Source organism: Mesorhizobium sp. M1066, from assembly GCF_040318635.1.
Taxonomy (GTDB): domain Bacteria; phylum Pseudomonadota; class Alphaproteobacteria; order Rhizobiales; family Rhizobiaceae; genus Mesorhizobium.
The window spans coordinates 1-26,508 of the sequence record NZ_JAMYMR010000033.1 but is presented as its reverse complement, the minus strand read 5'-3'; the positions used below and the strand labels follow the sequence as shown (position 1 = coordinate 26,508).

Genomic DNA, 26,508 nt, shown 5'->3' with positions numbered 1-26,508 from the left:
CTGTGGCTCACGCCGCCGACATGACCAGCGGTATCTCGACCTTGCGGGTCATTCCCATAGCGAAACGACGCTCGAGATAGCCGGCATAGAGCGACAGCGGCCAGCACAGCGCGAAGTAGATCAGCGACACGGTGCCGAACACCATCACCGGCTGGAAGGTCACTGTGTTGACCTGCGTGGCCGCACGGGCAAGCTCGGTCAGCCCGATCAGCGAGGCGATCGACGTCGTCTTGACGATCTGCACCATGAAACCGACGGTCGGCGGCAGCATCAGCCGCACCGCCTGCGGGATGATCACCAGCCGCAGCGTTCGCGTGAAGCGAAAGCCGAGCGCCGTCGCTGCCTCCCACTGCCCCTTCGGGATCGCCTCGATGGCGCCGCGAAAGATTTCGCCGAAGAAGGCGCCGCCATTGAGCGAAAAGGTCACGGCCGCGGCTACCCACGGGTCCGGCCGGTAGCCAAGGAACGAAGAACCGTAATAGGCCATGAACAGCTGGATCAGGATCGGCGTGCCCATGAAGAACTGGATGTAGCCGGCCGCCAGCCAGCGCAGCGGCCGCGCCGGCGCCACCCGGATCGCCGCCACCACCAGGCCGATCAGGCCGCCGCCGGCAAAGGCGATCAACGCCAGCAGGATCGTCCAGCGCGTCGCCAAGAGAAGGAACATCAGTTCGTTGGGGCCGAAATCGCGCAGGCTCATGGCTTCCACCTGAACATGAGCTTGCCGATGCCGGCAAAGAGCAGGCTGGCTGCCTGCACCAGCACGAAATAGATGATGGCGATGATGATGTAGACCTCGAAGCTGCGGAATGTCTGCATGACGAGGTTGTTGGCGACCGCCGTCAGCTCTTCGGCCGCAATCGCGCCGACGATCGAGGTGCCCATGATCTGCAGGATGAATTGCGCGGACAGCGACGGGTAGACCGCGCGCGCCGCCGGCACCAGGATGACATGGCGGATGATGCGAAAGCGGCTAAGGCCGAGCGACTTGGCCGCCTCGATCTGGCCTTCGGGAATGGATTCAATGCCGGCGCGCAGGATCTCGGTGGCGTACGCACCGAGATGGATCGAGAGCGCAACGACGGCCGCAATGTTGCTCGACAGCTTGAAGCCGAACAGCGGCAGCGAGAAGAACACGAAATAGAGCTGGATCAGGAGCGGCGTGTTGCGGATCAACTCGACATAGCAGGCGATCGGCCACGACAGGAAACGCGGCCCGAAGCTGCGGCTGACGGCGCCGGGAATGCCGATGGCGGTGCCGAACAGGATCGACAGCACAGCCAGCTGGATGCTCTTGCCCAGGCCGCTCAGCAGCAGGTCGAGATGGATGAGGATCGGGCTGAATTGCAGGGCGGTTTGCATGGGCATCCCGTCACGAGGTCAACGAGGCGGGGCCGGTCTGCCCCGCCCGACTGGGGATGCGTCGATCAGAACACCGGCAGCGCCGGCAGCGGCTGGTTGCGGTATTTCATCGACAGCGCATCGAGCGTGCCGTCGGTCTTCAACGAGAACAGCCAAGTGTTGATCCACTGGCGCAGATTGTCGTTGCCTTTGGTGACGCCGATGCCGAAGTAGAAGGTCTTGAGCACGTATTTCTGCTCGAACGCGTCGCCGTTCTGCGCCTTCTTCAGATAGATCTCGCCATAGTCGCCGCCACCCATCGCGTCGATCTGGCCCGACACCATTGCCTGCAGCAGCGAGGAATAATCGTCGAAGCGCAGGATCTCAATGCCCGGATTGGCTTCGGCTGCCTTGGTCAGCAGGCCGTCCTCGCCGGTGCCGCGCGTCAGGCCGACCTTCTTGCCGACGAGGTCGGCAACGCCCTTGATGCCAGTGCTCTTCGGCGCGATCACCACCGCCGACTGTCCTGCATAGGGGATCGAATAGTCGATCTGGATGGCGCGAGCCGGCGTGATCGAGAAGATCGAGATAACGGCATCGACCTGCTTGGTCAGCAGTGCCGGGATGCGGCCGGGCGAGGTGACGGTGACGAATTCAACCGGCACGCCGAGCGCCTCGCCCATCTTGTTGGCGACCTCGATGTCGAAACCGGTCGGCTTCAAATTGGCATCGAGAAAGCCGTAGGGCGGCGTCGTGGTGTCGATGGCGACGACCAGCTTGCCGCGCGAGATGATCTCGTCGACCGTCTGCGCCGAAGCAATCGACGGTTTGAGCGCCGACAGCGCCAGCACAATGCCGGCCAGCAACGCGCCGGCGCCTTTCAGGAAAGTCCGCATGTTGTTCCTCCCATGCATTTTCTAGCGCCTTGTGATCGTTCACGCGGGGCGCAGCCGCTCGACGACGTAAAACAGGATCGGCATTTCGCTCGCTGGCTTTCCCCTTGCAAAAACGGGGCACGGCGTTCCTCCGCGACTTATAATGGTATGCTATTATAATATTTAGCACTTGTCTACGAACTCTGACCGGGGGCGCTTGTGTTGACGGGCCGCATACCTTGACGATCAGCGGAAACATCAATCGCTTCGTCACCCTCGGGTTCCACGACGCCCCTACGCGGCTGCTTCGCCAGGGATGACGGCGTTGGGGAGGCTTCGGCCAATCTCGAATGTTCGTGATGATCCAGCGAAACAAACGACGAATCGTGGCTGCCGGCAGGCCCAATCCGTCAAATCAGCCGTGTAGCACTGCTAGATCAGGCCCGACATGTCGGAAAAAGCCATCGCCTTGCGCAGTACCTCGGCGAAGCGTTCGCCGGCGGCTTCGCGCGGGCCGCTGTTGTCGATCGAGGTGACGCCGGGCCCGGACAGGCTCACATTGGCGCTGCGCGCCAGTCGCGCCAGCACCTCGCCGCGTGACTCGCGGCCGCGCATTGCCAGCCGCTCGGCCAGCACTTCAGGCGAGGCGGTGATCTCGACGATGGCCAGATTGGCATAGCGTTCGCGCAAGGAGGGGATGATCGCGCGCGACACATTGGCGACAGCGACACGGCCATTGGCAACGGACCAGTCGACATCGGCGGGGATGCCGTAGCGCAAGCCGTGCGCTTCCCAGGAGATGGCGAAGGCGCCATCGGCTTCGGCCTCGACGAAGGCGGCGTCGGCCAGCGTGTCGTGGTCCTCGCTGGCGACATCGCTCGGCCTGGTGATGACGCGGCGGACGAACTCCAGCCTTGTCTCATCGGCAAAGCGGGCGCGGGCGTAGCCGATCACTGTGTCCTTGCCGGCGCCGCTTGGGCCGACGACGGCGACGAAAACGCCATCGCGGATCGGAAACGTCTCGGCCGACAATTCCCGCTCGATCAATGCCGACACCATCATGCGACCCGGCTTCCCTGCCGCCACACGGTGCGCACCACCGGGACATGGTCGTCGACGCGCACGCGCACCAGATCGGCGCGGCGGCCCTGTTCGATGACGCCGCGATCGGTCAGGCCAACCGCATCGGCCGGGTTCTTCGAGACCATGGCGACGGCCTGCGGCAGGGAAATGCCTTCGACGACATCGCCGAGGAAGAACGCCGACTGGATCAGGCTGAAGGGAATATAGTCGGACGACAAGATGTCGAGCAGGCCGTCGCCGGCCAGCGTCCGTGCCGAGACATTGCCCGAATGCGAGGCGCCGCGCATGACGTTGGGGGCGCCCATCAGCACGCCCATCCCCGCCTCTTTCGAGGCCCTGGCGGCCTCTTCCGTGGTCGGGAATTCGGCGACGCGCACGCCCTGTTCGATCGCCTCGTCGACATGGCCTGATGTGGCGTCGTCGTGGCTGGCCAGCACGATGCCGCGCTCCTGGCAGGCGGCTGATATCACCGCCCGGTTCGGCGCCGAATTGCGCGCCGATTCCCCCATCCGCTTTTCGCAGAACAGCTTGAAGTCGCGATCGGTCAGCTTCAGCTTGCGCTGGTAATAGTAGGCATAGGTCTCGAGATTGACGAACTGGCGCTGGCCTGGCGCATGGTCCATCAGCGATGCCAGTCTGACCCGCTCGTCGCCATCGAAATTGGCGAAAGCCCTAAGGCAGTCCGGCGCCGAAACCTCGCAGCGCAGATGGATGAAATGGTCGGCGCGCAGACGGTCCTGCTTCACACTGTCCTCGATTGCGTCGGCCAGCTTGCGGATGTCGGCCGATGTCAGGTCGGCGTCTTCGTCCATGCCGACGCGCAAGGCGTCGAGCACGGTGGTGATACCGGCGGTCGCCACCTGCGCGTCATGGGCGAGCACGGCAGCGATCGGATTCCAGCGCACCTTGGGCCGCGGCGCGTAGTGGCCTTCGAGATGGTCGGTGTGCAATTCGACCAGCCCGGGAATGACATAGTCGCCGCCCATATCCTCGCCGATGCGGCTGATGCCGGATTCGATGCCGGCGATAAAGCCGTCGCGCAGCACCAGCGAACCCTCGACGATCTCGTCGGCAAGCACGATGCGGGCATTGTGGAGAACAGTCTCGGCGGTCATTTCAGGCAGTCCTTCAGGCGGTTTTTCTGGCCGGGCGGCGCCCGAGCGCGTGATGCGAGAGCACCATGAACGGTGCACCCGGTTCGGTTTCGACAAACAAGGTCAGCGCATCCACCAGCACCTTCTGTTGCAGCACTTCCGCGAACAGGCTGTCGATCGCTGCGCGCAAACGAGGGCTTTCCTGTGACCCCGCCCGGCCGGACAGCGTCATGTGGAAGCGAAAGGTTTCGAAGACATAGGGGTAACCCCATTGGCAGAGATTGCGGAACTCGGCCGGCTTCAGCGAATCCGGGCTGCGCCGCTCGATTTCCGCCTCGCTCAGCGGTGCGCGAAACCGGTCGAAATCGCGCACCACGTCATCGGCGAACCGGTTGAGCGCAGGCACTGGCTCTTCCGGCACCAGTGCGAAGAAGCCGTCGATCTGGCTCACGACGAGACGCGGGATGGTCACCACCGGCGTCGCCTCGGCAAAATGGTCGAGTGCGGCGCGCAGAGAGGCTTCGGTCTCGTCGGCAGCCAGGCGGAAGGGGGCTTTCAGCGTCGCGTGGAAACCATAGCGGCGCGCCGAGGCGGTGTGGAAAGCGACTTCCGCCGCCGACAGGTCGGCTACAGCCTCGACCGGCCTTGTCGCGGCGCCGAACGGGTCGCGGCCGAGCCAGTTGGCGGCGATCCGCGCCAGCGGCTCGTCCTGCCGGGGGGTGAAATAGAGAGCATAACGCATGGAAAGTCCTTGTCAGCTTCGCTGCCATAGGTGATTTCCATGACGAATTGACGAAGCCTTGCTGGCTTTCAGGTAACAAAACGCTGCGGCGCGGTCATTAGCCGACGATTTTTTCGTGCTGGACCAGGGAGCGAGTGCTCACGCAGCGACCGGTCAGGCCTTCATCAGCCACTCGTGCTCGGGCGCATTGTGGAATTTCCACGTCCGCTTCGGCCCGGCCATGACGTTGAGATAATAGAGGTCGTAGCCGTGGCAGGCGGCGCAGGGGTGATAGCCCCCGGGCACCAGCACGACATCGCCATCCTCGATCGCCATCGCTTCGTCGAGCGCGCGGTGGCCATTCTTGTCGGCATCGGTGTAGACCCGCTGGAAGGCAAAGCCCTGCGGCGGGTTGAGACGGTGATAGTAGGTTTCCTCGAGATAGGATTCGGCGGGTAGATTATCCTGGTCATGCTTGTGCGGCGGGTAGCTCGACGTGTGGCCGCCAGGCGTGATGACCTCGACCACCAGCAGCGAATCGGCCGGCTTGCCCTCCGGCAATATGTTGGTGACATAGCGCGTGTTGGTGCCCTTGCCGCGCACCTCCTGGTCGAGATCGTCCGGTGCGATCACCCGCACCGGCAGGCCGCCGCCAAGGCCCGGCGCCGAGCAGACGGCAAGTTCCAGCTCGGTATCCGCCGTCACCGACCAGTCGGAGCCTTGCGGAATGTAGACCGACCACGGCTTGCCCTCGAAGGGCGACATGCGCTCGCCGAGCAGGCCGAGATCCTTGCCGCCGGCTGAAGCCTTGCCCTTGCCGGTAACGAACACCAGGCAGACTTCGCGATCCTCCGTCTTGCCGGACGCGCTCTCGCCGGGCTTCAACCGATGCAGGTCGAAACCGACATAGGTCCAGCCGGCGCTTTTCGGCGTCACATGGGCGACGCGGCCATGGCCTTTGTCGGCTTTGACGAGCAGCTTCGACATTTCTTGTCTCCTATTCCAGTGGCCTGACGGTTGCAGGCCTGTAAAGCCAAGTCGTTTGTTTGAAAGGACCATTGCAAACGTTCGGAAATTGGCCGGCGCCCTTCCAACTTCGTCATCCTAGGGCGAAGCAGGAGCGAAGCTCCGTCGCGGAGACCCTAGGATCCATGCCGTGACCTCAGTCAAAGAGTGCAGCGGAGCGGAATTCTGCACCGCAGCGGCTGTTTCGATGTCGCGGCATGGATCCTCGGGTCTGCGCCGCGTCGCTACGCTCCTTGCTCCGCCCGTGGATGACGAAGCTGGAGGCCTTGCGGTGAGTCTCCAACAACGCGACCCGTCATGCGCGCAGTACCCGACCCGTAAGCCTTCTGCGCCATGGGCCGCTTTATTCCTTCGGCTCGACCGGCTGCTTCGCCTCGTCAGCGGGCTTATAGAGATAAAAGAACTGCCAGACGGCGTAGCCGGCGAAGCCGAGCGCGATCATGCCCCAGAACGGTGTGCCGGTGGCGAACTCGATGATCGACCAGATGACGCAGACCGCGACGATGGCGACACGCCGCCACAAAGGCCGGAAGAAGGGGTGTTCGGAATCTTTCATCGGGCCAATCTACAGCAATCGGCCTCGCCGGGAACCCGTCGCACCAGCCATTGAGAAACTAGACATTTGGAAAGCCTTGCGTCTCGACCGTATAGCCGGCGGCGGTCATGACGCGCATCAATTCCTTGTAGCCAACCTCTGCCATCCTGAGCGGCGGGTTCTTCTTCGGATCCTGCTCGGCCTCGACCACGAACCAGCCCTCATAGCCATGGTCGGCGAAGCGCTGCACGATGGAGCCGAAATCCAGCGAGCCGTCGCCCGGCACGGTGAAGGCGCCGAGCGCCACCGCGTCGAGGAAGGACTGCTTCGTGCGATCGAGCTTTTCGATCACCCCCATGCGAACGTCCTTCACATGCACATGGCTGATCCGGGTATGATGGTTGTCGATGGCGCGCAGAACGTCGCCGCCGGCGAATGCCAGATGGCCTGCATCGAGCAGCAGCGGAATGCCGGCTCCGGAATGGCGCATGAAGGCATCGAGTTCCGGCTCGGTCTCGACCACCGCCGCCATGTGGTGATGATAGGACAGCGGCATGCCCTGTTCGGCGCACCATTCGCCAAATTCGGTCAGGCGCTTGGCGTAGGCCTTCATCTCAGCATCCGACAGCTTCGGCTTTGTGGCGAGCGGCTTCGAGCGGTCGCCCTGGATCGAACGGCCGACCTCGCCATAGACGATGCAAGGCGCATTCACCGCCTTGAACAGGTCGATCATCGGCTGGATGCGATCCTTGTTGTCGGCCATCTCCCCATCGACCAGCGTGCCGGAGAACCAGCCACCGCACAGCGTGACGTCGGCTGCCTTCAGGATCGGCAGCATGATTTCGGGATCATTGGGAAAACGCCGGCCCATCTCCATGCCGGTGAAGCCGGCCGAGCGCGACTGGCGCAGACATTCTTCCAGCGACACATCATCGCTGAGTTCCGCAAGATCGTCGTTCCACCACGCAATGGGGGACATGCCCAGTTTGGCTTTCAAGTCGTCACTCCGGTTCTTGTTCACCCTCCCCCTTGTGGGCAGGGTCGCTGCGAAGCAGCGGGGTGGGGGGTGGCGCCGGACCCCCACCCGGACCTTCGGTCCGACCTCCCCACAAGGGGGAGGTAGGGGTGACAGCGCCTATATCAATCGCCGACGGTCTGCATCTTCCGCTTCTCGTCATACGCCTTGCGCGCCGCGTTGACCTGCGGCCGTACAGACACTTCCGGCACCGCCACGTCCCACCAATGGCCCCCGGCATCGGTGGAAACCAGCGGGTCGGTGTCGATGACCAGGACGGTGGTGCGGTTGTTCTTCTTTGCCTTCTCCAGCGCGTTTTCCAGCCCGGCGATCGACGGCACCTTCTCGGCGATCGCCCCCATGCTCGCCGCATGCGCGGCAAAGTCGATGTCGGGCAGGACCTCGTGGCGCGAATCCTTCAGCAGATTGTTGAAGTTGGCGCCGCCGGTCGCCATCTGCAGCCGGTTGATGCAGCCATAGCCGCGATTGTCGAGCAGCACGATGGTGAGCTTGAGGCCGAGCATCACCGAGGTGGCGATCTCCGAATTCATCATCAGGTAGGAGCCGTCGCCGATCATGACGACGATCTCCTCGCCGGGCTTCGCCATCTTGGCTCCGAGCCCGCCGGCAATCTCGTAGCCCATGGTCGAGAAGCCATATTCGCCATGGTAGGATCCGGGCGCGCCCGCCTGCCATAATTTATGCAGTTCGCCCGGCAGGCCGCCGGAGGCATTCAGCAGCGTCACACCGGAGCCCATGGCGCGCTGCACGGCGCCGATCACCTGCGCATCGGAGGGGCAGGCGGCATTGGTCGACGCCGTCACCTTGGCCGCCTCGACCTGCCAGGCCTTCTTGCCGGAGGACGCATTGTCGGTCCAGCTTGCCGGCGCCTTCCAGCCCTTCAGCGCAGCACCGAGTTCGGCCAGGCCCTCGGCCGCATCGGCCACCAATGGTAGGGCGCGGTGCTTGCCGGCGTCGAAGGGCTGCACGTTGAGCCCGATGATGGTCTTGCCCGAATTCTTGAACAGCGCCCACGAACCAGTGGTGAAGTCCTGCAGGCGCGTGCCGATGGCCAGCACGACATCGGCGTCCTCAGCCAGCCGGTTGGCGGCAGAAGTGCCGGTGACGCCGACCGCCGCCATGTTGAGCGGATGGTCGTCCGGCAGCGAGGATTTGCCGCCTTGCGTCTCGCAGACCGGGATGCCGGCGCTCTCGGCGAATTTCGCCAGTTCGTCCGACGCCTGCGAATAGAGGACACCGCCGCCGGCGATCACCAGCGGCTTTTTTGCGCCCTCTAGCGCCGCGACCGCGGCGGCAAGCTCATGGCGATCCGGGCGCGGCCGGCGCTGGTGCCAGACCCGCTCGGCAAAGAAACTCTCGGGGTAGTCGTAGGCCTCGGCCTGCACGTCCTGGCACAGAGACAGCGTCACCGGGCCGCATTCGGCCGGATCGGTCAGCACAGCCATGGCGCGGCTGAGCGCAGGAATGATCTGCTCCGGCCGGGTGATGCGGTCGAAATAGCGCGAAACCGGACGGAAGCAGTCGTTGACCGTCGCCGTGCCGTCGGAGAAATCCTCAGCCTGCTGCAGCACCGGGTCGGGAATGCGGTTCGCGAAGACGTCGCCCGGCAAAAACAGGACAGGCAACCTGTTTACATGGGCGAGCGCCGCCGCCGTCACCATGTTGAGCGCGCCGGGGCCGATCGAAGAGGTCGCGGCCATGAAGCGGCGGCGGAAATTCGCCTTGGCGTAGGCGATCGCCGCATGTGCCATCGCCTGTTCATTGTGGGCGCGGAAGGTCGGCAATTCGTCGCGCAGCTGATAGAGCGCCTCGCCGATGCCGGCGACATTGCCGTGGCCGAAGATCGCCCATACGCCGCCGAAGATGGGGACTTTGCGACCGTCGATCTCGGTCATCTGGCGCGACAGGAAGCGGGTCAGCGCCTGCGCCATTGTCAGGCGGATTGTCTTGCTCATGGTGTTTTCCTCCGCAGTCCTATTCGCGCCTTCTTATGCCGCCTTGCGGCCGCGCGCGGCAAGCCACGCATCCGTCAACTGTTCGAAGCGTGACGCCATGTCGGCGATCGCCTCGTCATCCGACATCTTGCCGGCCAGCCATTGTTCGGCCGCATGGACGAAGATGGTGCGGCCGACGGCAAAGCCCTTGACGATGGGCGCCTTGGCGGTGGCGGCGAAGGCCGCTTCCAGCTCGTCCTGTGGCGCCTCCAGGCCAAGCAGCACGACGCCGCGGCACCACGGGTCGTGCTTCAGGATGACGGCCTCGATCTTCGCCCAGGCGCCGCTCGACGCCTGCGGCTCGAGCTTCCACCAGTCCGGCTTGATGCCGAGCGCATAGAGTTCCTCCAACGCGCGCGGGATCGTCGTGTCGTCGAGCTTGCCATGTTTGCCGGCAATGATCTCGATGAGAAGTTCCCTGCCGACCTTCCGCGCGCCTTCGAACAGGGCGCGCAGTTTGTGCTGCTGTTCGTCCTTCAGCGCCGCCGGATCGTCGGGATGATAGAAGCACAGGCATTTGATGCAGTGGTCGACCGGCCATTCGACAAGCTGCGAGCCGATGTCCTGCGAGAATTCGAAGCGCAGCGGCCGCGAACCCGGCAGCTCCACCGGCCGCCCGAGCCAGGCGAAGGAATGCCTAGCGAATTCGAACATCGCCTTGCGGCCGTGTTTCTCGTCGATCAGCATGCCGTAGCCGTCGCGGCCGGCGGCGACCTTAGCCGCGGCCTTGACTGCCAGCACCTTGAAGTCTTCGATCCGGGCCGGATCGGCACCGGCCTTCGCCGCCACATCCTCCAGCTGGATGCGATGGTCGCAGGCGAGCGCCATCAGCGAGGCGACGTCGCGCCGGCGCGTCGTCGCCCAATGGATGTGGTTGATCGCCTCGTCCTTGCGCAACGCCAGATGCTTGCTGCCGTGTTTGAGGAAGAACCGCAGTTCTTCGAAGGTCGGATATTCCGGCGCGCAGAGCAGCCGCGACACGGCGAAGGCGCCGCAGGCGTTGGCCCAGGTCGCCGCCGTCGCATGGTCTTCGCCACCCAGCCAGCCGCGCAGGAAGCCGGACATGAAGGCGTCGCCGGCGCCGAGCACATTGTAGATCTCGATCGGAAAGCCCTTGCCGACGACACCGTCCTCGAGATCGTCGCTGATCGGTCCGTCATAGACGATGCAGCCCATGGCGCCGCGCTTCAAGACGATGGTGGCGGACGACAGCGAGCGGATCGTCTTCAAGGCACTGAGGCAATCGTCGGCGCCCGACGCGATCATGATCTCTTCCTCGGTGCCGACGATGAGGTCGCAATCGGGCAGCACCGTCTTCAGCTGGGCCGAGACCCGGTCCGATTTCACATAGCGCTCGAACCCCTCGGCATGGCCGGCGAGGCCCCACAGGTTCGGCCGGTAGTCGATGTCGAACACCACCTTGCCGCCCTTGGCCTTCATGATGCGGATCGCCTTGCGCTGGGCGGCGTCGCTGTTGGGCCTGGAAAAATGCGTGCCGGTGACGACGATCGAGCGCGCCCTGGCGATGAAGGCCTCGTCGATGTCTTCCGGCGCCAGCGCCATGTCGGCGCAATCCGAGCGGTAGAAGATCATCGGCGAAACGCCTTCGTCCTCGACCGACAGCAGCACCAAAGCGGTAAGCCGTTCCTTGTCGGTCTTCAGGCCGTCGACATTGACGCCTTCACGCGTCAACTGCTCGCGGATGAAGCGGCCCATCTGCTCGTCGCCGACGCGGGTGAGCAGCGCCGAGCGCAGGCCGAGCCTGGCGGTGCCGACAGAGATATTGGCCGGGCAGCCGCCGACCGATTTGGCGAAGGAGGTGATGTCCTCCAGTCGCGAGCTGATCTGCTGCCCATAAAGGTCTACGGAAGCGCGACCGATGGTGATGACGTCGAGCGGCGCGTATTCAGCGTCCACGGCTTCGCTCATTGGAACCTCCCGTCGGCCTTGTTGTGTTGGGGTACACGCGCGAGTGGCAGCGTGGCGCCGGGAATATGAAATAATAATTCCAATCCATAGTCAATATGGAATGAGCGTTCCTTCGGGGAAAAGTACCTTTCGGCGGTGGATCAGGCCTTGCGCTTCCGACCCGTGTCGCGTCGCTTCTCGCCGACGCCGACGGTCAGCGCCATGGCCAGCGCCATTGTCGCCGACAGCGAGCGGAAGCCGGCGAAATCGGCCTCGGCAACCTCGAACCAGACCTTGGCGAACTGGGCGAGCGGGGAAAACGAGCTGTCGGTGATGGCGACGATCGGCACGCCCTGTTCCGAAATACTGCGCGCCTCCTCGATGGTGGCAGGCGCATAGGGCGAGAAGGAGATGGCGATGACGGCATCCGCCGGCGTCGCGAAGCCGATCATCTCGGCATTCAGCCCGGCCGCCGATTCGATCAACTGGTTGCGGATCTTCAGCTTGCCCAGCGCATAGGCGATGTAGGAGGCCACCGGATAAGAGCGGCGCTTGGCCAGCACGTAGATGGTTTCCGCCTTTGCCAGCAGGGAAATAGCGTCTTCCAGATGCGCATCGTCCAGCGTGCGCGAAATGTCGTTGAGCGAGGTGCTGGCGGCGGCGACGAAGCCGTCGAAGATCGACCGATGGCCGACGCCGCCCTCAGCCTTGATGCGCAACGCCTGCAGCCTTTCGTCGTAGGAGGAGTTGCGCTCGCGCAGCCGTTCGCGAAACACCTGCTGCAGGCTGGTGAAACCATCGAAGCCAAGCTGCTGGGCAAATCGGATCAGGGTTGAAGGCTGCACGCCGGCCGAAGCGGCGATGCTGGCGGCGGTGCCGAAGGCGATATCGTCGGGATTGTCGAGCGCATGGGCAGCGATCTGGGCGATGCGCTTCGGCAGGCTTTCGCGCCGCTCCAGGATGGTGGTGCGCAGCGTCTCGAAATCGCGAGGTACCCGTTCGTCCATCGTCGCTCTGTCCGGGCTCATGCGTGAAGCGTCCCTCTGTGCATCATCATAGCGAGCCTGCGCAAGAACACCATAAAAAATGAGGCAGACATTCCATTCCATGAAAAAATGGACTAATTCATCCACGCAACGCTTCAGGCAGTGGAGAAACGGAAAATGGTCGGCGTCGGTCTCATCGGTACGGGTTTCATGGGCAAGTGTCACGCCATCGCATGGAGCGCCGTCAGCGCCGTCTTTCCCGACGTTGCCAAGCCACGGCTCGTCCATCTCGGCGAGGTCAATGAAGAGCTCGCCCGGCGCAAGGCGGGCGAGTTCGGTTTCGCCAAGGCGTCCGGCGACTGGCGTGCCGTCGTCAACGATCCCGAAGTCGATATCGTCTCGCTGACCACGCCCAACCAGTTCCATCCGGAAATGGCCATCGCCATCCTGGAAGCAGGCAAGCATCTGTGGTGCGAAAAGCCGATGGCGCCGAGCTTTGCCGAGGCTGAAGCCATGGCGGCGGCGGCGAAAAAGTCCGGCAGGGTCGCGGCGCTCGGCTACAACTACATCCAGAGCCCCGCCATCCGCCATATCGGCGCTTTGCTGGAAGAGAAGATCATCGGCGAGGTCAACCATCTGCGCATCGAGATGGACGAGGACTTCATGGCCGACCCGGAAGCGCTGTTCTTCTGGAAGCACGAGGCGGCCTCCGGTTACGGCGCGCTCGACGATTTCGCCGTGCATCCGCTGTCGCTGGTCTCGGCCCTGTTCGGCCGCGTCGCCAACGTCATCTGCGACATGGCCAAACCCTATGCCGATCGCAAGCTGGCCAGCGGCGGCCGTCGCGCGGTCGAAACCTACGACATCGCCAGCGTGCTGATGCATCTGGAGAATGGCATTGCCGGCACGCTGCTGGTCAACCGCTCGGCCTGGGGCCGCAAGGGCCGCATCGCCGTCCAGATCTTCGGCTCGAAAGGGTCGATCCTGTTCGACCAGGAACGATCGAACGAATTCCAGCTTTACCTCACCGCCGACCGGCCGACCGAGCAGGGCTACCGCACCATCCTGGTGGCACCGCACCACAAGCCCTATGACCTCTTCGTGCCGGCGCCAGGCCATGGCCTCGGCTTCAACGACCTCAAGATCATCGAGTGCCACGAATTGCTGACGCGGCTTGAAGGCAGGCCGGCGCGGCTCATCGAGTTTGCCGAAGGGCTGGAGATCGAGCGCACCGTGCACGCGATGGCGCGTTCGTTCGAGGAGAAGCGCTGGGTGGACGTGCGGTGATATAAGCCCGCTTCAGACGACCGTGGCCGCAGCGTTCGCCTCCCAGCCGTTGACCCAGACCTGCCGCAAGCGGTCGCCTTCGCCCTTGAACCGCAACCCCGTCGCCTGGCAATCCTCGATCCGGTCGCTGCGGAAATTGCGGATCGCCTGGCGCAGATCGCACCAGGCGACGATGTTGGCGGTTTCGGCGTAGTAGATGAGCGCGATCGGGCGGATGAGGCGCTCGGAGGCGCGGCCCATTTCGTCTCGATAGGAGAGGTAGAGCTTCTCCTCGTCACGGATGGCGCGTCGCACCAGCGCCAGGTCGATCGCGCCGGTAGAAGGCGTGGCGAAACCCCAGGCATGCAGCGCATTGGCGTCGAATATCTGGCGCAAGGGTGATGGCACGGCGCCGGCGATCTTGACGCTGACGCGCTTGGCCGCTTGCTTGAGCTCGCTGTCGCCCGTGCGCTCCAACAGCGCCAGCGACAGGACGATCGCCTCCATCTCCTCGATCGAGAACATCAGCGGCGGCAGGTCGAAGCCGGGGCGCAGGATATAGCCGATGCCGCGTCCGCCCTCGATCGGCACGCGCATCGCCTGCAGCGCTGCGATGTCGCGATAGATCGAGCGCACCGTCACTTCCAGCCGCTCGGCAATCGTCGCCGCCGTCACCGGCTGCCGCGCCAGCCGCACGATCTGGATGATCTCGAACAGGCGTGACGCCTTGCGCATTTTTTCCCCGGGTTGCGAGCCCAACTGACACAGCATTGTCAGTTGGGCTGATCTATAGGAGCGCCTATCGAATTGAAAATCAACACAATCCGCGGCGGCTTGGCCGAGCGAAGCGACAGGCAACTGACATGGACTATGCGGAAAATCTCTGGCTTTTCTTTATCCTGCTGTTCGGCATCATCGCCGTTCCGGGCATGGACATGCTCTTCGTGCTCGCCAATGCACTGACCGGCGGACGCGACAGGGGTCTCGCCGCGACTGGCGGCATCATGGTCGGCGGCATGGTGCATACGCTGAACGGCGCCATCGGCGTCGGCCTGCTGATGCATTTCGTGCCGATCCTGTTCAAGCCGCTTCTGCTTGCCGGCGCCGCCTACATGGCCTTTATCGGCATCACGCTGATGCGCAGTTCCATCACTGTCGGTCAGGAGGGGCCTGCCGGCAGCCGTTCCGCATGGAAGGCCTTTCGCCAGGGTTTTGTGACCTGCCTGATCAACCCGAAGGCATACCTGTTCGTGCTTGCCGTCTATCCGCAGTTCCTGAAACCGGACTACGGTCCGATCTGGATGCAGGCGACGATCATGGGGCTGCTGACCGTGGTGACGCAGGCTGCGATCTATGGCGGACTGGCGATCACGGCCGGCCGCAGCCGCAATCTTCTGATCGCCAATCCGAGGGCGACCATTTTTGCCGGCCGGGCGGCCGGACTGCTGCTCTTTGCCGTGTCGGTGTTCACGGCATGGGAGGGGCTAAGGGCGGCGTAGGGATTTCTTGCGAAGAGGACCCCCACCCCCTAACCCCTCCCCACAAGGGGGAGGGGGACTCCAGTCGACGCCGACAACGGCAAACTGCCGACGTTTTCAGGCGTCAAAGGTTCGAGTAGGAGTGCGCGGCAGCGTTCCCTCCCCCTTGTGGGGAGGGTTAGGGTGGGGGTCCTTCTTCGCAAGTATCCATATGCGATTGTCCTCCCTCTTGTGGGCAGGGGTTAGGGGTGGGGGTCCGTGCCGGGCAAAGGCCGGCAACAGTGGCTCAAGCGGCTCCCTGCCGGTTGTCGATCATGGCGCGGCGTGTCGAGCGGCGCCATTCGACAGCACCCGCAAGGCCGTGCAGCACCGTCTCGGTAGTCGCCCAGTCGATGCAGCCATCGGTGATGCTCTGGCCATAGACCAGCGGCTTGCCCGACACCACGTCCTGCCGGCCGGCGATGAGATTGCTCTCGATCATCAGGCCGATAATGCGCTCGTCGCCCGCCGCGACCTGGCCGGCGACGTCGGCCGCGACCTTGGGCTGGTTCTCGGGCTTCTTGGCCGAATTGGCGTGGCTGACATCGATCATCAGCCTGGGCGCAACGCCGATCCGGGCGAGTTCCACAGCGGCGGCTTCGACGCTCGCCGCGTCATGGTTGGGCTGAACGCCGCCGCGCAGGATGACGTGGCAGTCCTCATTGCCCGTGGTCGTGGCGATGCCGCTGCGCCCGCCCTTGGTCACCGCCATGAAATGATGCGGCTGGGCGGCGGATTTCACCGCCTCGGCGGCTATGCGAAGATTGCCGTCGGTGCCGTTCTTGAAACCGACCGGGCAGGAGAGGCCCGAGGCCAGCTCGCGGTGGATCTGGCTCTCGGTCGTGCGCGCACCGATCGCGCCCCAGGCAACCAGGTCGGCAATGTATTGCGGTGTGGTCATGTCGAGGAATTCGGTCGCCGCCGGCAGGCCGAGATTGTTGACGGCCGACAGCACATTGCGCGACATTCGCAGCCCCTTGTCGATGTTGAAGCTGCCGTCGAGGTCGGGATCGTTGATCAGGCCTTTCCAGCCGACCGTCGTGCGCGGTTTCTCGAAATAGACCCGCATCACGATCTCCAGCCGGTCCGACAGGCTCTCGCGCAGCGCTGCCAGGCGGCTGGCATAGTCGACGGCCGCGACCGGATCGTGGATCGAACACGGGCCGACAATGACGAGCAGCCGGTCGTCGGTGCCGTTCAAGATGGCATGGGTTGCGTTGCGCGATGCGCTGACGGTGCGCGTCGCGGTCAAAGTGCGCGGGATCTCCCGCATCACCTCGTCCGGTGTGCTCAGTTCTCGGATTTCCTTGACCCGAAGGTCGTCTGTGGTGGTCAACACGGCTTTCTGCTCCTGTCGAGAGCATGATGCCGAAAAGTGTGAAGCGGTTTTCGGACGACATCATGCTCCTCTTTGATTTAGAGGGAACCTGCCGGCTGAAACAAAAAAGCCGCCAGGTATGGCGGCTGTTCGGATCTTGTTGCTGCAATCTTCAGATCGAGCGCAATCCTCCCGCCGCCAGCGAGCTCCTAAAGTACCAATATGTGGCGGTCAGGTTGATCATGAGGCTCATATAGTCGATGCGGAGGCGCTTGTCACGTGCTGTAAATGAGCTGGCGAAATCTCTGGCGAGAGCGCTCCTCTCCCCGTCACTATACGGGGAGAGGATGCCGGCAGGCAGATGAGAGGCAGCGCTTGCGTCGAAGGATAAGGAAAGGGGCGAAAAGCCCCGACTTCAATAAACTCTGTAACTGTCAAAGTCGGTGCTGCCCCTCATTGCCCTGCCGGGCATTTCTCCCCGTATAGTGACGGGGAGAAACCGGCCGGTCGCGGCGCCGATCCTATTCCGGCGACGACCCAGCAATGCTCTGGTCGTAGTCGACCAGCGATCCGGTCATGACGCCCGACTGCGGGCTCACCATGTAGCTGATCAGCCGCGCAAGCTGGTCCGGCTTCACCAACTGGCCCATAGGCTGCGCCGCTTCGGCCTTTGCCAGCCAGTCGTCTGGCGCATCGTGCCATTTCTTCTGCACGATGTCCTCGCCCTCTGTGTCCATCCAGCCCGGCAGCACCGCGTTGCAGCGGATGCGGTTGTAGCGATAGGCATTGGCGACGTTCTTGGTCAGCGTCATCAGCGCGCCCTTGCTGGTCGAATAGGGCGTCAGGAACGACTGGCCGGTATGCGCAGACATCGACAGCACATTGACCATCGAGCCGGGTGCCTTCTTTTCCAAGAGATGCGCCACCACGCCTTGCATCAGGAAAAACGGGCCGCGCACATTGGTATCGAAGATGGTGTCGAAAAGCTCCTCGGAGGTTTCGACCAGCGAGCCGCGCGCCGATGTCGCGGCGGCATTGACCAAGGCGTTGATGGTGCCGAAATGCGAGATCGCGCTGGCAACGGCGCGCTTGCAGTCGGCCACCTTAGAGACGTCGGCGCTGATGAAGATCGCGTCGACGCCCGCATTCTTGAAATGGGCGACGGCCTTGTCGCCCTTCTCTTGCGAGCGGCCGATGAGCGCCAGTGCCCGGCAGCCCTCGTCGGCCAGCGCTTCGGCAACGGCAAAGCCGATCCCCTGGGCGCCACCGGTGACGATGGCGCGTGTCTGTGAATTGCGATCGGCTGTTCCGCTCATCGCTCTGCTCCTGTGGTTTCTTCCTAAGGTTTCTTACTTGTCGAGACGGACGGTCTTGCCGGTCGTTGCTGATTTCAGCGCCGCATCGGCCAGCTTCAGCGCGACGAGGCCGTCAGCGCCGCTCGGCGACGCTTTCTTGCCCGAGGTCGCGGCTGTGATGAACGCGGCGATCTCAATGGCATAGGCGTCGAGGTAGCGGGTCATGAAGAAGTCGTGCAGCGGCGGGCGCGTATAACCCTTCTCGTTGGCCAGTTCGATCGACACCGGGCGCTGGTTCTCGGCGGCAACCATGCCTTTCGAGCCATGCACCTCGATGCGCTGGTCGTAGCCATAGGTGGCGCGGCGCGAGTTGGAGATGACGGCCTGCTTGCCGGAAGCGGTTTCCAGGATGACGCTGACGCTATCGAAATCGCCGGCAGCACCAATCTTCTTGTCGACCAGCACCGAGGCATGGGCGCTGACCGCCACGACCTCTTCGCCGAGCAGGAAGCGCGCCATGTCGAAATCATGGATGGTCATGTCGCGAAAAATGCCGCCCGAGCGCTTGATGTAGTCGATCGGCGGCGCGCCGGGATCGCGCGAGGTGATAGTGACCATCTCGACGGTGCCGATGGCGCCGTCGTCGATCGCCTTGCGCACGGCGGCGAAATGCGGGTCGAAGCGGCGGTTGAAGCCGACCATCAGCGTCGCCTTGGTTTTTTCGACCACGGCCAGGCACTTCTCGACGCGCTTGACGTTGAGGTCGATCGGCTTCTCGCAGAAGATCGCTTTGCCGGCCTTGGCGAAGCGCTCGATCAGATCGGCATGGGTGTCGGTCGGCGTGCAGATGACGACGGCGTCGATATCCCCGGCTTTCTCGATATCCTCGATGCTGCGCACCTCGGCGCCATAGGCGCTCGCCAGCTCTTTGGCGGCCTTCTCGAACGCGTCGGCAACGGCAACCAGTTTGGCCTGCGGGTTGGAGCCGACGGCGCGGGCGTGGACCTTGCCGATGCGGCCGGCACCGAGGAGAGCGAAGCGAACGGTCATGATATTTCCTCTGGGGGGATGGGTTAGAGAGAGTTGTGTCCACACCTTCCTTTTGGGGGAAGGTGGCAAGGCTATTTTTCGAGCGCGCCAGAAAACAGGATGACCATCCTGTTCAGGCCGCGAGTTCCGCCTCCCCGGTCTTGGCGCCGGTGATGTAGGAGACGATGTCGTTTCCGTCGGTGTTCTCCTTGCGCAGATTGGCGACGATGCGGCCGCGCCGGAACACGACGATGCGGTCGCAGAGATCGAACACCTGGCGCATATTGTGGCTGATCAGGATCAGCGGCTCGCCATTGTCCTTGAGCGTGCGGACGATGTTTTCGACCTGCGCGGTCTCCTGCACGCCAAGGGCAGCCGTTGGCTCGTCCATGATGATCAGCTTGGAGGCGAAGGTCGCCGTCCGGGCGATCGCCACGCACTGGCGCTGGCCGCCCGACATGTGGCGGATGGTGTTGGACAGATTGGGGATCTTCACCGCCGTGCGGACGAGCGCCGCCTCGGTCGCCTTGCGCATGTATTTGCGGTCGAGGATCGAGAACGGGCCGAGGTTGAACAGCACCTTCTCGCGGCCGAGGAACAGGTTCGACGGCACGTCGAGATCGTCGGCCAGCGCCAGGTTCTGGAACACGGTCTCGATGCCCGCCGTGCGAGCCTCGATCGGCCCGGCAAAATTCACTTCCTTGCCGTCGAACCAGATCTGGCCGCTGGTGCGCTGCTCGACGCCGGTGATCTGGCGCACGAAGGTCGATTTGCCGGCGCCGTTGTCGCCCATGATGGCGACATGCTCGCCCTTGCGCAGCTCGAAATTCGCGCCTTCCAGCGCATGCACGCCGCCATAGCGCTTGGTCAGGTTTTCGGTCTTCAGGACGATGTCTGACATGGTCATGCCCTCATTGCCCGCAGGCGTTGGCGCCACTGGTCGAGAACCACCGCACCGACGATGATCACACCCTTGACCATCTCCTGGTAGTAGGCGTCGAGGCGCAGGAAGGTGAAGCCCGAGATGATGACGCCGAAGATCAGCGAGCCGATCACCGTGCCGATGATCGAGCCGCGGCCGCCCGACAGGGAGACGCCGCCGATGACCGCCATGGCGATGGCGTCGAGTTCGTACATCACGCCCATGCCGGACTGCGCGGTCAGGTTCTTGGAGCTCAGCACCACGGCGGCGAGCGCTGCGAGAATGCCGGCGATGACGTAGACCAGGATCTTGTGGTTGGCGATCTTGATGCCGGACATGCGCGCGGCATCTTCGTTGGAGCCGATCGCGTAACAGTGCTTGCCGTACCTGGTGTAGGTCATGATCAGCTGGAACAGGATGGCCAGCGACAGAAAGATGACGACGGGCATCAGGCCTTTGCCGATGCCGGCGAAACTCTCGGTGGGAAACGAGATCGGCTGGCCCTTGGACCACCATTTGGCGATGCCGCGCGCGGTCACCATCATGCCGAGCGTGGCGATGAACGGCGGAATGCGCGTGTAGGCGATCAGCGCGCCATTGACCAGGCCGGCAAACAGGCCGCAGGCGATCGCCACCAGCAGCGGCACGATGACAGGCAGGTCCGTCCAGCCTTGCGCCAGGAACATCGCCTTGGGATTGGGGTTGCCGTTGACCGTCGCCACCTGGGCGAAGCTCATGGCAATCATGGCGGTCGCGCCGACGATCGAGCCCGAGGACAGGTCGATGCCGCCGGTGATGATCACTTGCGTCACGCCGATGGCGATGATGCCGACGATCGACACCTGCAGGATGATGATCTGCAGGCGCGCTTCGTTGAAGATGCCGCCGACATCGCTGCGTGTGTTGAACAGGAAGCTGTCGCCGAGAAAGACGCGGCCGATCAGTTCGAAGATGACGACGAGAATGACCAATGCCAGGAAAACATTGAACTCGGCCGGCCATGTGCGCTTCCTCGCATCATAGCCGACGCCGCCGACGCCATGAGATGTCTGTGCCACGTATCCTGTCCTCCATCAGCCGCGGTCGCCCTCGCGCCGTGCCGGCGCTGAGGGAGAGAGGGGAGCGGCGCTGTCGCGATCGAGAGCGCCGCTCCGTATCGAACCGTTGGCGGCTCAATTCTTCTTCAGGAACTTGTCGATGTTGGCCGGCGTCACCAGCTGGAAGGGCACGTAGACCTTGTGCTCGACCTTCTCGCCCTTGGAGAGCTTGAGCGCCGCATCGAGAGCGCCGGCGCCCTGGCCGGCCGCGTCCTGGAACACGGTTACGTCGAGGTCGCCCGCCTGCATGGCCGCCAGCGCGTCCTGGGTGGCATCGACGCCGCCGACGACAACCGCCTTCATGTCGATGTTGCCGGCCTTCATCGCCTGGATGGCGCCGATGGCGCTTTCGTCATTGTTGGCGATGACGCCGTCGAACGGCTTGCCGGTCGACAGCCAGTTGGTCATCAGGTTCTGCGCCTCGTCGCGGTTCCAGTTCGACGTCTGCTTGTCGATGATCTTGATGAAGCTGCAATCCGGCGTCGCGATCACATCGTCGATGTCCTTGGTGCGCTGCACGGCGGCCTGGTTGGAAAGCTCGCCCATGATCACATAGACATTGGCTTCCTTCTTGCCGGCTTCCTTGAACAGGCGGCAGACTTCCTTGGTCTCGAGCGTGCCGGAATCGGCTTCGTTCGAGGCGACGAAGGCCTGGTTGTCGGGCAGCGTATCGACATTGACCGGCTCGCGGTTGACATAGACCAGCGGGATCTTGGCTGCCGCGGCTGCGTCCGACATCGCCTGGGTGGCCGAAGTGTCGACCGGGTTGACGATGATGGCATCGACGCCGGAGGCGGCGAAGTTCTTGATCTGGTCGAGCTGCTTGGCAACGTCGTTCTGCGCGTCCTCGACCTGCAGCTCCACGCCGCTCATGCCCTTGGCCTGCTCGATCATGCCGTTGCGCAGCACGGTCAGGAAGTTGTCGTCGAACTTGGCCATCGACACGCCAACCTTGGCGGCCAGGGCGGATGAGCTCATCAGCGCCGCGAAGGCGACGCCCAAAATCAATTTCTTCATTGTGTTTCTCCTCCACATATTGGTGTCCGGTTTCACCGATTTATCCGGAATCCCCGATCTCCCCGGGGAATCTCTCCCTGATATCTTTTCTATTCCGGATGACGCTTGCCTCCTGGCTGGAACGTCAAACCCTCTGTTTGAAACAGATGTCCCGGAACGAAAGAACCAAAATACACAGATGATGAAATATTTATTCCATTTCACATCGGGGCGTCAAGGGCGATTCCGCGGCCTGCCGGCCGATTTACGCATCGCTCTGATGGATTCTATCATTTGCCTCGGCGGCCTTGCGCGGCGGCGGGCTAGATGTTTTCCGGCAGATAGATGTCGAAGGGCAGGAAGGTCTGGCCCGGAGCGTTGGCGGCGCCGGTCTCGATGGCATGCGCCATCAGGTCGACAAGCTCACGGCACAAAGCGGCGAGCGGGGTCGAGATCACCATGGTGAGGATGTTGTCGGCGAGTGCCGCGCGCGATTCGGCGTTGATCTCGTTGCAGACGACCACCGGCATGGTCGCGGGCTTCGCTGCCCGCAGCGCCGAAACTGCGCCTTCCATGCCGCCGCCCGCGACGTAGCAGCCGGCAAGATCCGGATAACGCGCCAGAAGATCGATCATCGCGTCATGGGTCACCTGGTTGGCTTCCAGATTGACCAGCGTCTCAAGCACGCTGAACTCCGGCGCGTGCTCGCGGAAGAAGGAGCGAAAGCCGATCTCACGCAGCTCATGGCCGTGGAAGCGGTGGCTGCCGACGAAGAGGGCGACCTTGCCGGGCCGCTTGGCTGCTTTGGAGATCATCCATGCGGCGGTGCGCCCGACCTTGCGGTTGTCGAGGCCGATATAGCCCTCCCGGATGCCGGCGGCAAAGTCGGACAGCACCGAAAAGACCGGCTGCCCTCTCGCCTTCAAGGTTTCCACGACCGCTGTCAGGGTCGGATGGTCCGGACCGACAACGGCGATGGCCCTCGATTTCGCCGCCAGCCTGCGCATCTGGGAGGCGATTTCGTCGGGAGCCAGGGAACTGGCGAAATCGATGGTCGCAACGCCGCGGAAGCGTTGCGATTGCGAGATGGCCAGTTCAAGTTCCCGCGCGAAGTCGCCGTAGAAGGCATCATTGCCCCGCAGCAGCAGGAAGCCCAGCCGGTACTCCGGCAATTCCTGGCGCATGCGCTGCTTGATGAGGCCGGCGGCGTGGTAGCCGATATCGGTAGCGGTCTCGTAGACCCGGCGCGCTGTCTCTTCGCGCACCGGCAGCCGGTTGTTCAGCACGCGGTCGACGGTGGCGACACTGACGCCCGAAATGCGCGCCAGATCTGATATTGTCGGCCGCTTCACCATGCTTGCCTCGTCGGGTTTGCCTGAGCCTTCGTACATCATGCTGATGGGAAATGATAGAAACTATCTTTGTGATGTTGAGTCTATCATCGGTTGGCGTTACTTTGATGCTCGAAACCAAGGGATTTCACGGCATCGCTCTGGCGGATGCCTTTGCCGAGGGAGGCAATAATGTCCACTGCGCCGTCCCGGCGTGACTACAGCCTGATCGGCCGCGACGCCAAGCTCGCCGTCGAGACCGGCCTGTCGGCGGCCGAGTGGTATCACACCGACGTACCGCGCAAGCAGATGAAGGAGCTGATGCAGCGCTCCGACGGGCCGGCGATCCGCGATACGGCGATCTGGTTCGCCGCGCTGATCGTCAGCGGCGCCGGCGGCGCCTGGTTCTGGGGCACATGGTGGTGCGTGCCGTTCTTCTTCGTCTATGGCGTGCTCTACGGCTCCTCGACGGATTCACGCTGGCACGAATGCGGTCATGGCACCGCCTTCCGGACGCAGTGGATGAACGATGCGGTCTATCAGATCGCCTGCTTCATGATCATGCGCAATCCGGTGACCTGGCGCTGGAGCCACACGCGCCACCACACCGACACCGTCATCGTCGGCCGCGACCCGGAAATCTCGGTCATGCGGCCGCCTGATCTGGTTCGCGCCATGCTGGGCTTCGTCGGTGTGCTCGATGCCTGGCATGCGATGTCAGACATGCTGCGCAACGCCGCCGGCACCGTCAGCGCCGCCGAAAAGACCTTTATTCCCGAACAGGAACAGCCCAAGGCGATCCGCGTCGCCCGCATCTGGACGGCGATCTATGCCGCCACCGTCGGGCTGGCGCTCTACACCGGTTCGTTCCTGCCGCTGATGCTGGTCGGCCTGCCCAGGCTCTATGGCGCCTGGCACCATGTCATGGTCGGGCTGCTGCAGCATGGCGGCCTGGCCGATAACGTCACCGACCACAGGCTGAACAGCCGCACCGTCTACATGAACCCGATCAGCCGCTTCATCTATTGGAACATGAACTACCATGTCGAGCATCACATGTTCCCGATGGTGCCGTACCATGCGCTGCCGAGGCTGCACGAACTGATCAAGCACGATCTGCCGGAACCGACACCGTCGATCCTGGCCGGCTACCGCGAGATGATCCCGGTCTTCCTGCGCCAGCTGCGCAACGAGGACTATTTCCTCAAGCGCAAGCTGCCGCCGACCGCACGGCCATATCGCGAAGAATTCCACAACGACATCGCCGCCGCGGCGGAATGATCGTGCTTCCATCCGATCTGGACTGTTTATTTAACGCAATTCCGGACGGAAAACCGCTGCGCACTTTTCCTGGATTTGCTTTTGGGAGGACTTGAATGAGCGACTGGGTCGAGGCCTGCGCCACCGGCGACATAGACGAGGAGGATGTGATGCGCTTCGACCATGGCGGCCGCACCTTCGCCATCTATCGCAGCCCCGACGACGAGTTCTTCGCCACCGACGGCCTCTGCACGCATGAAAAGGTGCACCTGGCCGACGGGCTGGTGATGGACGACATCATCGAATGCCCCAAGCACAATGGCCGCTTCAACTACAAGACGGGTGACGCCCGCGGCGCGCCGGTCTGCGTCAACCTGAAGACCTATCCGGTCAAGGTCGATGCCGGCAAAGTCCTGATTCAGATCGGATGACTGATATGGCGAGGGGAATGGTCATCATCGGCGCCGGCGAATGCGGCGGGCGCGCGGCATTGGCGCTGCGCGACCTCGATTATCAGGGGCCGGTGACGCTGGTCGGCGACGAGCCGCATCTGCCCTACGAGCGCCCGCCTCTGTCCAAGGAGGCGATGGCCAGCGATGCGCCCGAGATCAAGGCGATCGCCAGCGACGCAATTCTGGCCGAGAAATCGATCCGGCATATCCATTCCGTCCAGGCCGTGGCGATCGATCGGGCGGCGCATGCGGTGCGCCTGTCGGACGGATCGGTCCTGCCCTACGACAAGCTCCTGCTGGCAACCGGTTCGGCGCCGCGCAAGCTGCCGATGCCGGGGTTGGGTCCGCGCTGCGTCTATCTCCGCACCTTTGCCGATGCGCTCGCCATTCGTGCGCATCTCACCGCCGGCAACCGCATCGCTATCATCGGCGGCGGTTTCATCGGTCTCGAACTCGCGGCCGCGGCCCGCAAGCTAGGCGCTGCGGTCACCGTCATCGAGGCGCAGCCGCGCATCCTGATGCGCGGCGTGCCGGCGGAGATCGCCGAAATCATCCATGACGCGCATGTCGCCGAGGGCGTTGATATTCTGTGCGGGGATGGCATCGCGTCCATCGCCGACGACGGCAACAACGTGCGCATAGCGCTTGCTGGCGGCCGGGAAATCGTCGCCGACCTCGCAATCATCGGCATCGGCGCCGTGCCGGTGACCGGGCTTGCGGCCGAAGCTGGGCTGGCGATCGACAACGGCATTGCCGTCGATGCTGAGCTGCGCAGCAGCGATCCCGACATCTTTGCCGCCGGCGATTGCTGCTCGTTTCCGCTCGCCGTCTATGGCGGCCGCCGCGTGCGGCTGGAGGCCTGGCGCAACGCCCAGGAGCAGGGCGCGCTGGCGGCCAGGAACATGCTCGGCGCCGGCGAGGCGCATGCGGCGGTGCCTTGGTTCTGGTCGGATCAATATGGTCTGTCCCTGCAGATCGCCGGGCTGTCCGACGAAGGCAGCAGCACCGTGCGCCGCGGCCTCGGCGACGGCGCTTTCATCCTCTTCCATCTGGCGCAAGACGGCAGGCTGGTGGCGGCCAGCGGCATCGGCCCCGGCAATACGGTTGCCCGCGACATCAGGTTGGCCGAAATGCTGATCGGCAAGCGCGCGAAGCCGGCGCCGGAAGCGCTGGGATCGCAGGACGTCAAGCTGAAGTCGCTGCTGGCGGCTTGAGCCTGCTCTGCCCCTTGCGGGAAGGGTAATCGCATATGGAATTCCTGAGATGTCTGCCTGGCACCGACCCCCACCCCTAACCCCTCCCCACAAGGGGGAGGGAGACTTCCGTCGGCGCCGACCTAGGCTAGAGCGGGATGAAATGAGACTGAATCGGCTTGGGATTCCCTTAGGCGTGCAAATCTGATTCAACCTTCATGCTGGGCAAGGAG

General features: G+C 63.6%; 25 protein-coding genes. 5 read left to right on the top strand and 20 right to left on the bottom strand.

The window, feature by feature from the left end; translation table 11 throughout:
• Positions 1–7: 7 nt before the first annotated feature.
• The 12 genes from NKH52_RS27980 to NKH52_RS27925 all read right to left on the bottom strand — a co-directional run bounded on the left by NKH52_RS27980 (position 8) and on the right by NKH52_RS27925 (position 12,620).
• On the bottom strand, positions 8–700 hold the full coding sequence (locus NKH52_RS27980; RefSeq protein WP_352727761.1) for an amino acid ABC transporter permease: 693 nt from the start codon (positions 698–700) through the stop codon (positions 8–10).
• Positions 697–1,362, bottom strand: coding sequence for an amino acid ABC transporter permease (locus NKH52_RS27975; RefSeq protein ID WP_352727763.1), 666 nt, complete (start codon positions 1,360–1,362; stop codon positions 697–699). The genes NKH52_RS27980 and NKH52_RS27975 overlap by 4 nt, the downstream gene beginning before the upstream one ends.
• A gap of 65 nt (positions 1,363–1,427) precedes the next feature.
• Complete coding sequence (locus tag NKH52_RS27970) at positions 1,428–2,237, bottom strand: transporter substrate-binding domain-containing protein (RefSeq protein WP_352727765.1); 810 nt, start codon at positions 2,235–2,237, stop codon at positions 1,428–1,430.
• Positions 2,238–2,648: 411 nt separating this feature from the next.
• Positions 2,649–3,278 (bottom strand): phosphonate metabolism protein/1,5-bisphosphokinase (PRPP-forming) PhnN, encoded by a 630-nt coding sequence (phnN, locus tag NKH52_RS27965; RefSeq protein ID WP_352727767.1) that lies wholly within the window; start codon positions 3,276–3,278, stop codon positions 2,649–2,651.
• The gene (locus tag NKH52_RS27960; RefSeq protein WP_352727769.1) at positions 3,275–4,414 is read right to left on the bottom strand and encodes an alpha-D-ribose 1-methylphosphonate 5-triphosphate diphosphatase; all 1,140 of its coding nucleotides are present in this window, start codon (positions 4,412–4,414) and stop codon (positions 3,275–3,277) included. Before NKH52_RS27960 ends, phnN begins: the two co-directional genes overlap by 4 nt.
• A 13-nt stretch (positions 4,415–4,427) precedes the next feature.
• Positions 4,428–5,135, bottom strand: a complete 708-nt coding sequence (locus NKH52_RS27955) for a DUF1045 domain-containing protein (protein WP_352727771.1) — start codon at positions 5,133–5,135, stop codon at positions 4,428–4,430.
• A 153-nt stretch (positions 5,136–5,288) separates the two neighbouring features.
• A complete protein-coding gene (iolB, locus tag NKH52_RS27950; RefSeq protein ID WP_352727773.1) occupies positions 5,289–6,101 on the bottom strand; it encodes a 5-deoxy-glucuronate isomerase in 813 nt (270 codons plus the stop codon).
• Between the two features lie 382 nt (positions 6,102–6,483).
• Complete coding sequence (locus tag NKH52_RS27945) at positions 6,484–6,696, bottom strand: DUF3329 domain-containing protein (RefSeq protein ID WP_352727775.1); 213 nt, start codon at positions 6,694–6,696, stop codon at positions 6,484–6,486.
• A 58-nt stretch (positions 6,697–6,754) separates the two neighbouring features.
• Positions 6,755–7,672: a myo-inosose-2 dehydratase gene (gene iolE / locus NKH52_RS27940; RefSeq protein ID WP_352727776.1), complete on the bottom strand. Its 918-nt coding sequence runs from the start codon at positions 7,670–7,672 to the stop codon at positions 6,755–6,757.
• Between the two features lie 143 nt (positions 7,673–7,815).
• Positions 7,816–9,666, bottom strand: coding sequence for a 3D-(3,5/4)-trihydroxycyclohexane-1,2-dione acylhydrolase (decyclizing) (gene iolD, locus NKH52_RS27935; protein ID WP_352736564.1), 1,851 nt, complete (start codon positions 9,664–9,666; stop codon positions 7,816–7,818).
• 33 nt (positions 9,667–9,699) lie between these two features.
• The gene (locus NKH52_RS27930; protein WP_352736562.1) at positions 9,700–11,634 is read right to left on the bottom strand and encodes a bifunctional 5-dehydro-2-deoxygluconokinase/5-dehydro-2-deoxyphosphogluconate aldolase; all 1,935 of its coding nucleotides are present in this window, start codon (positions 11,632–11,634) and stop codon (positions 9,700–9,702) included.
• A gap of 140 nt (positions 11,635–11,774) precedes the next feature.
• On the bottom strand, positions 11,775–12,620 hold the full coding sequence (locus NKH52_RS27925) for a MurR/RpiR family transcriptional regulator (RefSeq protein WP_352736566.1): 846 nt from the start codon (positions 12,618–12,620) through the stop codon (positions 11,775–11,777).
• A gap of 156 nt (positions 12,621–12,776) precedes the next feature.
• Between NKH52_RS27925 and NKH52_RS27920 the strand changes: the two genes are divergently transcribed.
• On the top strand, positions 12,777–13,886 hold the full coding sequence (locus tag NKH52_RS27920) for a Gfo/Idh/MocA family protein (protein WP_352736560.1): 1,110 nt from the start codon (positions 12,777–12,779) through the stop codon (positions 13,884–13,886).
• A gap of 12 nt (positions 13,887–13,898) precedes the next feature.
• Here the strand turns inward: NKH52_RS27920 and NKH52_RS27915 are convergent, their stop codons facing one another.
• Positions 13,899–14,600 (bottom strand): helix-turn-helix transcriptional regulator, encoded by a 702-nt coding sequence (locus NKH52_RS27915; RefSeq protein ID WP_352736558.1) that lies wholly within the window; start codon positions 14,598–14,600, stop codon positions 13,899–13,901.
• Between the two features lie 128 nt (positions 14,601–14,728).
• Here NKH52_RS27915 and NKH52_RS27910 point away from each other — a divergent pair, with 128 nt between their 5' ends.
• The gene (locus NKH52_RS27910; RefSeq protein WP_352736556.1) at positions 14,729–15,364 is read left to right on the top strand and encodes a LysE family translocator; all 636 of its coding nucleotides are present in this window, start codon (positions 14,729–14,731) and stop codon (positions 15,362–15,364) included.
• Between the two features lie 265 nt (positions 15,365–15,629).
• Here the strand turns inward: NKH52_RS27910 and NKH52_RS27905 are convergent, their stop codons facing one another.
• The 7 genes from NKH52_RS27905 to NKH52_RS27875 form a co-directional block, all read right to left on the bottom strand.
• On the bottom strand, positions 15,630–16,721 hold the full coding sequence (locus NKH52_RS27905; protein ID WP_352736554.1) for a 3-deoxy-7-phosphoheptulonate synthase: 1,092 nt from the start codon (positions 16,719–16,721) through the stop codon (positions 15,630–15,632).
• Between the two features lie 500 nt (positions 16,722–17,221).
• A complete protein-coding gene (locus tag NKH52_RS27900; RefSeq protein ID WP_352736552.1) occupies positions 17,222–18,016 on the bottom strand; it encodes an SDR family oxidoreductase in 795 nt (264 codons plus the stop codon).
• Between the two features lie 33 nt (positions 18,017–18,049).
• Positions 18,050–19,045: an inositol 2-dehydrogenase gene (iolG, locus tag NKH52_RS27895; protein WP_027039991.1), complete on the bottom strand. Its 996-nt coding sequence runs from the start codon at positions 19,043–19,045 to the stop codon at positions 18,050–18,052.
• 112 nt (positions 19,046–19,157) lie between these two features.
• Positions 19,158–19,925 carry an ATP-binding cassette domain-containing protein gene (locus NKH52_RS27890; protein ID WP_023810655.1) on the bottom strand — a complete coding sequence of 256 codons (768 nt, stop codon included), beginning with the start codon at positions 19,923–19,925 and terminating at the stop codon, positions 19,158–19,160.
• A 2-nt stretch (positions 19,926–19,927) separates the two neighbouring features.
• Positions 19,928–21,004, bottom strand: coding sequence for an ABC transporter permease (locus tag NKH52_RS27885; protein ID WP_023810654.1), 1,077 nt, complete (start codon positions 21,002–21,004; stop codon positions 19,928–19,930).
• A 114-nt stretch (positions 21,005–21,118) separates the two neighbouring features.
• On the bottom strand, positions 21,119–22,060 hold the full coding sequence (locus NKH52_RS27880) for a sugar ABC transporter substrate-binding protein (protein ID WP_024502009.1): 942 nt from the start codon (positions 22,058–22,060) through the stop codon (positions 21,119–21,121).
• Between the two features lie 302 nt (positions 22,061–22,362).
• Complete coding sequence (locus NKH52_RS27875) at positions 22,363–23,394, bottom strand: LacI family DNA-binding transcriptional regulator (RefSeq protein WP_023810652.1); 1,032 nt, start codon at positions 23,392–23,394, stop codon at positions 22,363–22,365.
• A gap of 168 nt (positions 23,395–23,562) precedes the next feature.
• On the opposite strand from NKH52_RS27875, the gene NKH52_RS27870 reads away from it, so the two are divergent.
• The 3 genes from NKH52_RS27870 (at position 23,563) to NKH52_RS27860 (ending at position 26,296) form a co-directional block, all read left to right on the top strand.
• Positions 23,563–24,651, top strand: a complete 1,089-nt coding sequence (locus NKH52_RS27870) for a fatty acid desaturase family protein (RefSeq protein ID WP_352736549.1) — start codon at positions 23,563–23,565, stop codon at positions 24,649–24,651.
• A gap of 95 nt (positions 24,652–24,746) precedes the next feature.
• Positions 24,747–25,061, top strand: coding sequence for a Rieske (2Fe-2S) protein (locus tag NKH52_RS27865; RefSeq protein WP_027161041.1), 315 nt, complete (start codon positions 24,747–24,749; stop codon positions 25,059–25,061).
• A complete protein-coding gene (locus tag NKH52_RS27860) occupies positions 25,058–26,296 on the top strand; it encodes an NAD(P)/FAD-dependent oxidoreductase (RefSeq protein WP_352736546.1) in 1,239 nt (412 codons plus the stop codon). Before NKH52_RS27865 ends, NKH52_RS27860 begins: the two co-directional genes overlap by 4 nt.
• Positions 26,297–26,508: the final 212 nt, after the last annotated feature.

Excerpts from the sequence above, each read along its gene's own strand:
- NKH52_RS27930 (WP_352736562.1), bottom strand. The coding sequence starts at position 11,634 with ATGAGCGAAGCCGTGGACGCTGAATACGCGCCGCTCGACGTCATCACC.
- iolG (WP_027039991.1), bottom strand. The coding sequence starts at position 19,045 with ATGACCGTTCGCTTCGCTCTCCTCGGTGCCGGCCGCATCGGCAAGGTC.
- NKH52_RS27960 (WP_352727769.1), bottom strand. The coding sequence starts at position 4,414 with ATGACCGCCGAGACTGTTCTCCACAATGCCCGCATCGTGCTTGCCGAC.
- phnN (WP_352727767.1), bottom strand. The coding sequence starts at position 3,278 with ATGATGGTGTCGGCATTGATCGAGCGGGAATTGTCGGCCGAGACGTTT.
- NKH52_RS27945 (WP_352727775.1), bottom strand. The coding sequence starts at position 6,696 with ATGAAAGATTCCGAACACCCCTTCTTCCGGCCTTTGTGGCGGCGTGTC.
- NKH52_RS27970 (WP_352727765.1), bottom strand. The coding sequence starts at position 2,237 with ATGCGGACTTTCCTGAAAGGCGCCGGCGCGTTGCTGGCCGGCATTGTG.
- NKH52_RS27900 (WP_352736552.1), bottom strand. The coding sequence starts at position 18,016 with ATGAGCGGAACAGCCGATCGCAATTCACAGACACGCGCCATCGTCACC.
- NKH52_RS27880 (WP_024502009.1), bottom strand. The coding sequence starts at position 22,060 with ATGAAGAAATTGATTTTGGGCGTCGCCTTCGCGGCGCTGATGAGCTCA.
- NKH52_RS27980 (WP_352727761.1), bottom strand. The coding sequence starts at position 700 with ATGAGCCTGCGCGATTTCGGCCCCAACGAACTGATGTTCCTTCTCTTG.
- NKH52_RS27955 (WP_352727771.1), bottom strand. The coding sequence starts at position 5,135 with ATGCGTTATGCTCTCTATTTCACCCCCCGGCAGGACGAGCCGCTGGCG.
- NKH52_RS27860 (WP_352736546.1), top strand. The coding sequence starts at position 25,058 with ATGACTGATATGGCGAGGGGAATGGTCATCATCGGCGCCGGCGAATGC.
- NKH52_RS27925 (WP_352736566.1), bottom strand. The coding sequence starts at position 12,620 with ATGGACGAACGGGTACCTCGCGATTTCGAGACGCTGCGCACCACCATC.
- iolB (WP_352727773.1), bottom strand. The coding sequence starts at position 6,101 with ATGTCGAAGCTGCTCGTCAAAGCCGACAAAGGCCATGGCCGCGTCGCC.
- NKH52_RS27975 (WP_352727763.1), bottom strand. The coding sequence starts at position 1,362 with ATGCAAACCGCCCTGCAATTCAGCCCGATCCTCATCCATCTCGACCTG.
- NKH52_RS27910 (WP_352736556.1), top strand. The coding sequence starts at position 14,729 with ATGGACTATGCGGAAAATCTCTGGCTTTTCTTTATCCTGCTGTTCGGC.
- NKH52_RS27920 (WP_352736560.1), top strand. The coding sequence starts at position 12,777 with ATGGTCGGCGTCGGTCTCATCGGTACGGGTTTCATGGGCAAGTGTCAC.
- iolD (WP_352736564.1), bottom strand. The coding sequence starts at position 9,666 with ATGAGCAAGACAATCCGCCTGACAATGGCGCAGGCGCTGACCCGCTTC.
- NKH52_RS27915 (WP_352736558.1), bottom strand. The coding sequence starts at position 14,600 with ATGCGCAAGGCGTCACGCCTGTTCGAGATCATCCAGATCGTGCGGCTG.
- NKH52_RS27870 (WP_352736549.1), top strand. The coding sequence starts at position 23,563 with ATGTCCACTGCGCCGTCCCGGCGTGACTACAGCCTGATCGGCCGCGAC.
- NKH52_RS27890 (WP_023810655.1), bottom strand. The coding sequence starts at position 19,925 with ATGTCAGACATCGTCCTGAAGACCGAAAACCTGACCAAGCGCTATGGC.
- NKH52_RS27875 (WP_023810652.1), bottom strand. The coding sequence starts at position 23,394 with ATGGTGAAGCGGCCGACAATATCAGATCTGGCGCGCATTTCGGGCGTC.
- NKH52_RS27865 (WP_027161041.1), top strand. The coding sequence starts at position 24,747 with ATGAGCGACTGGGTCGAGGCCTGCGCCACCGGCGACATAGACGAGGAG.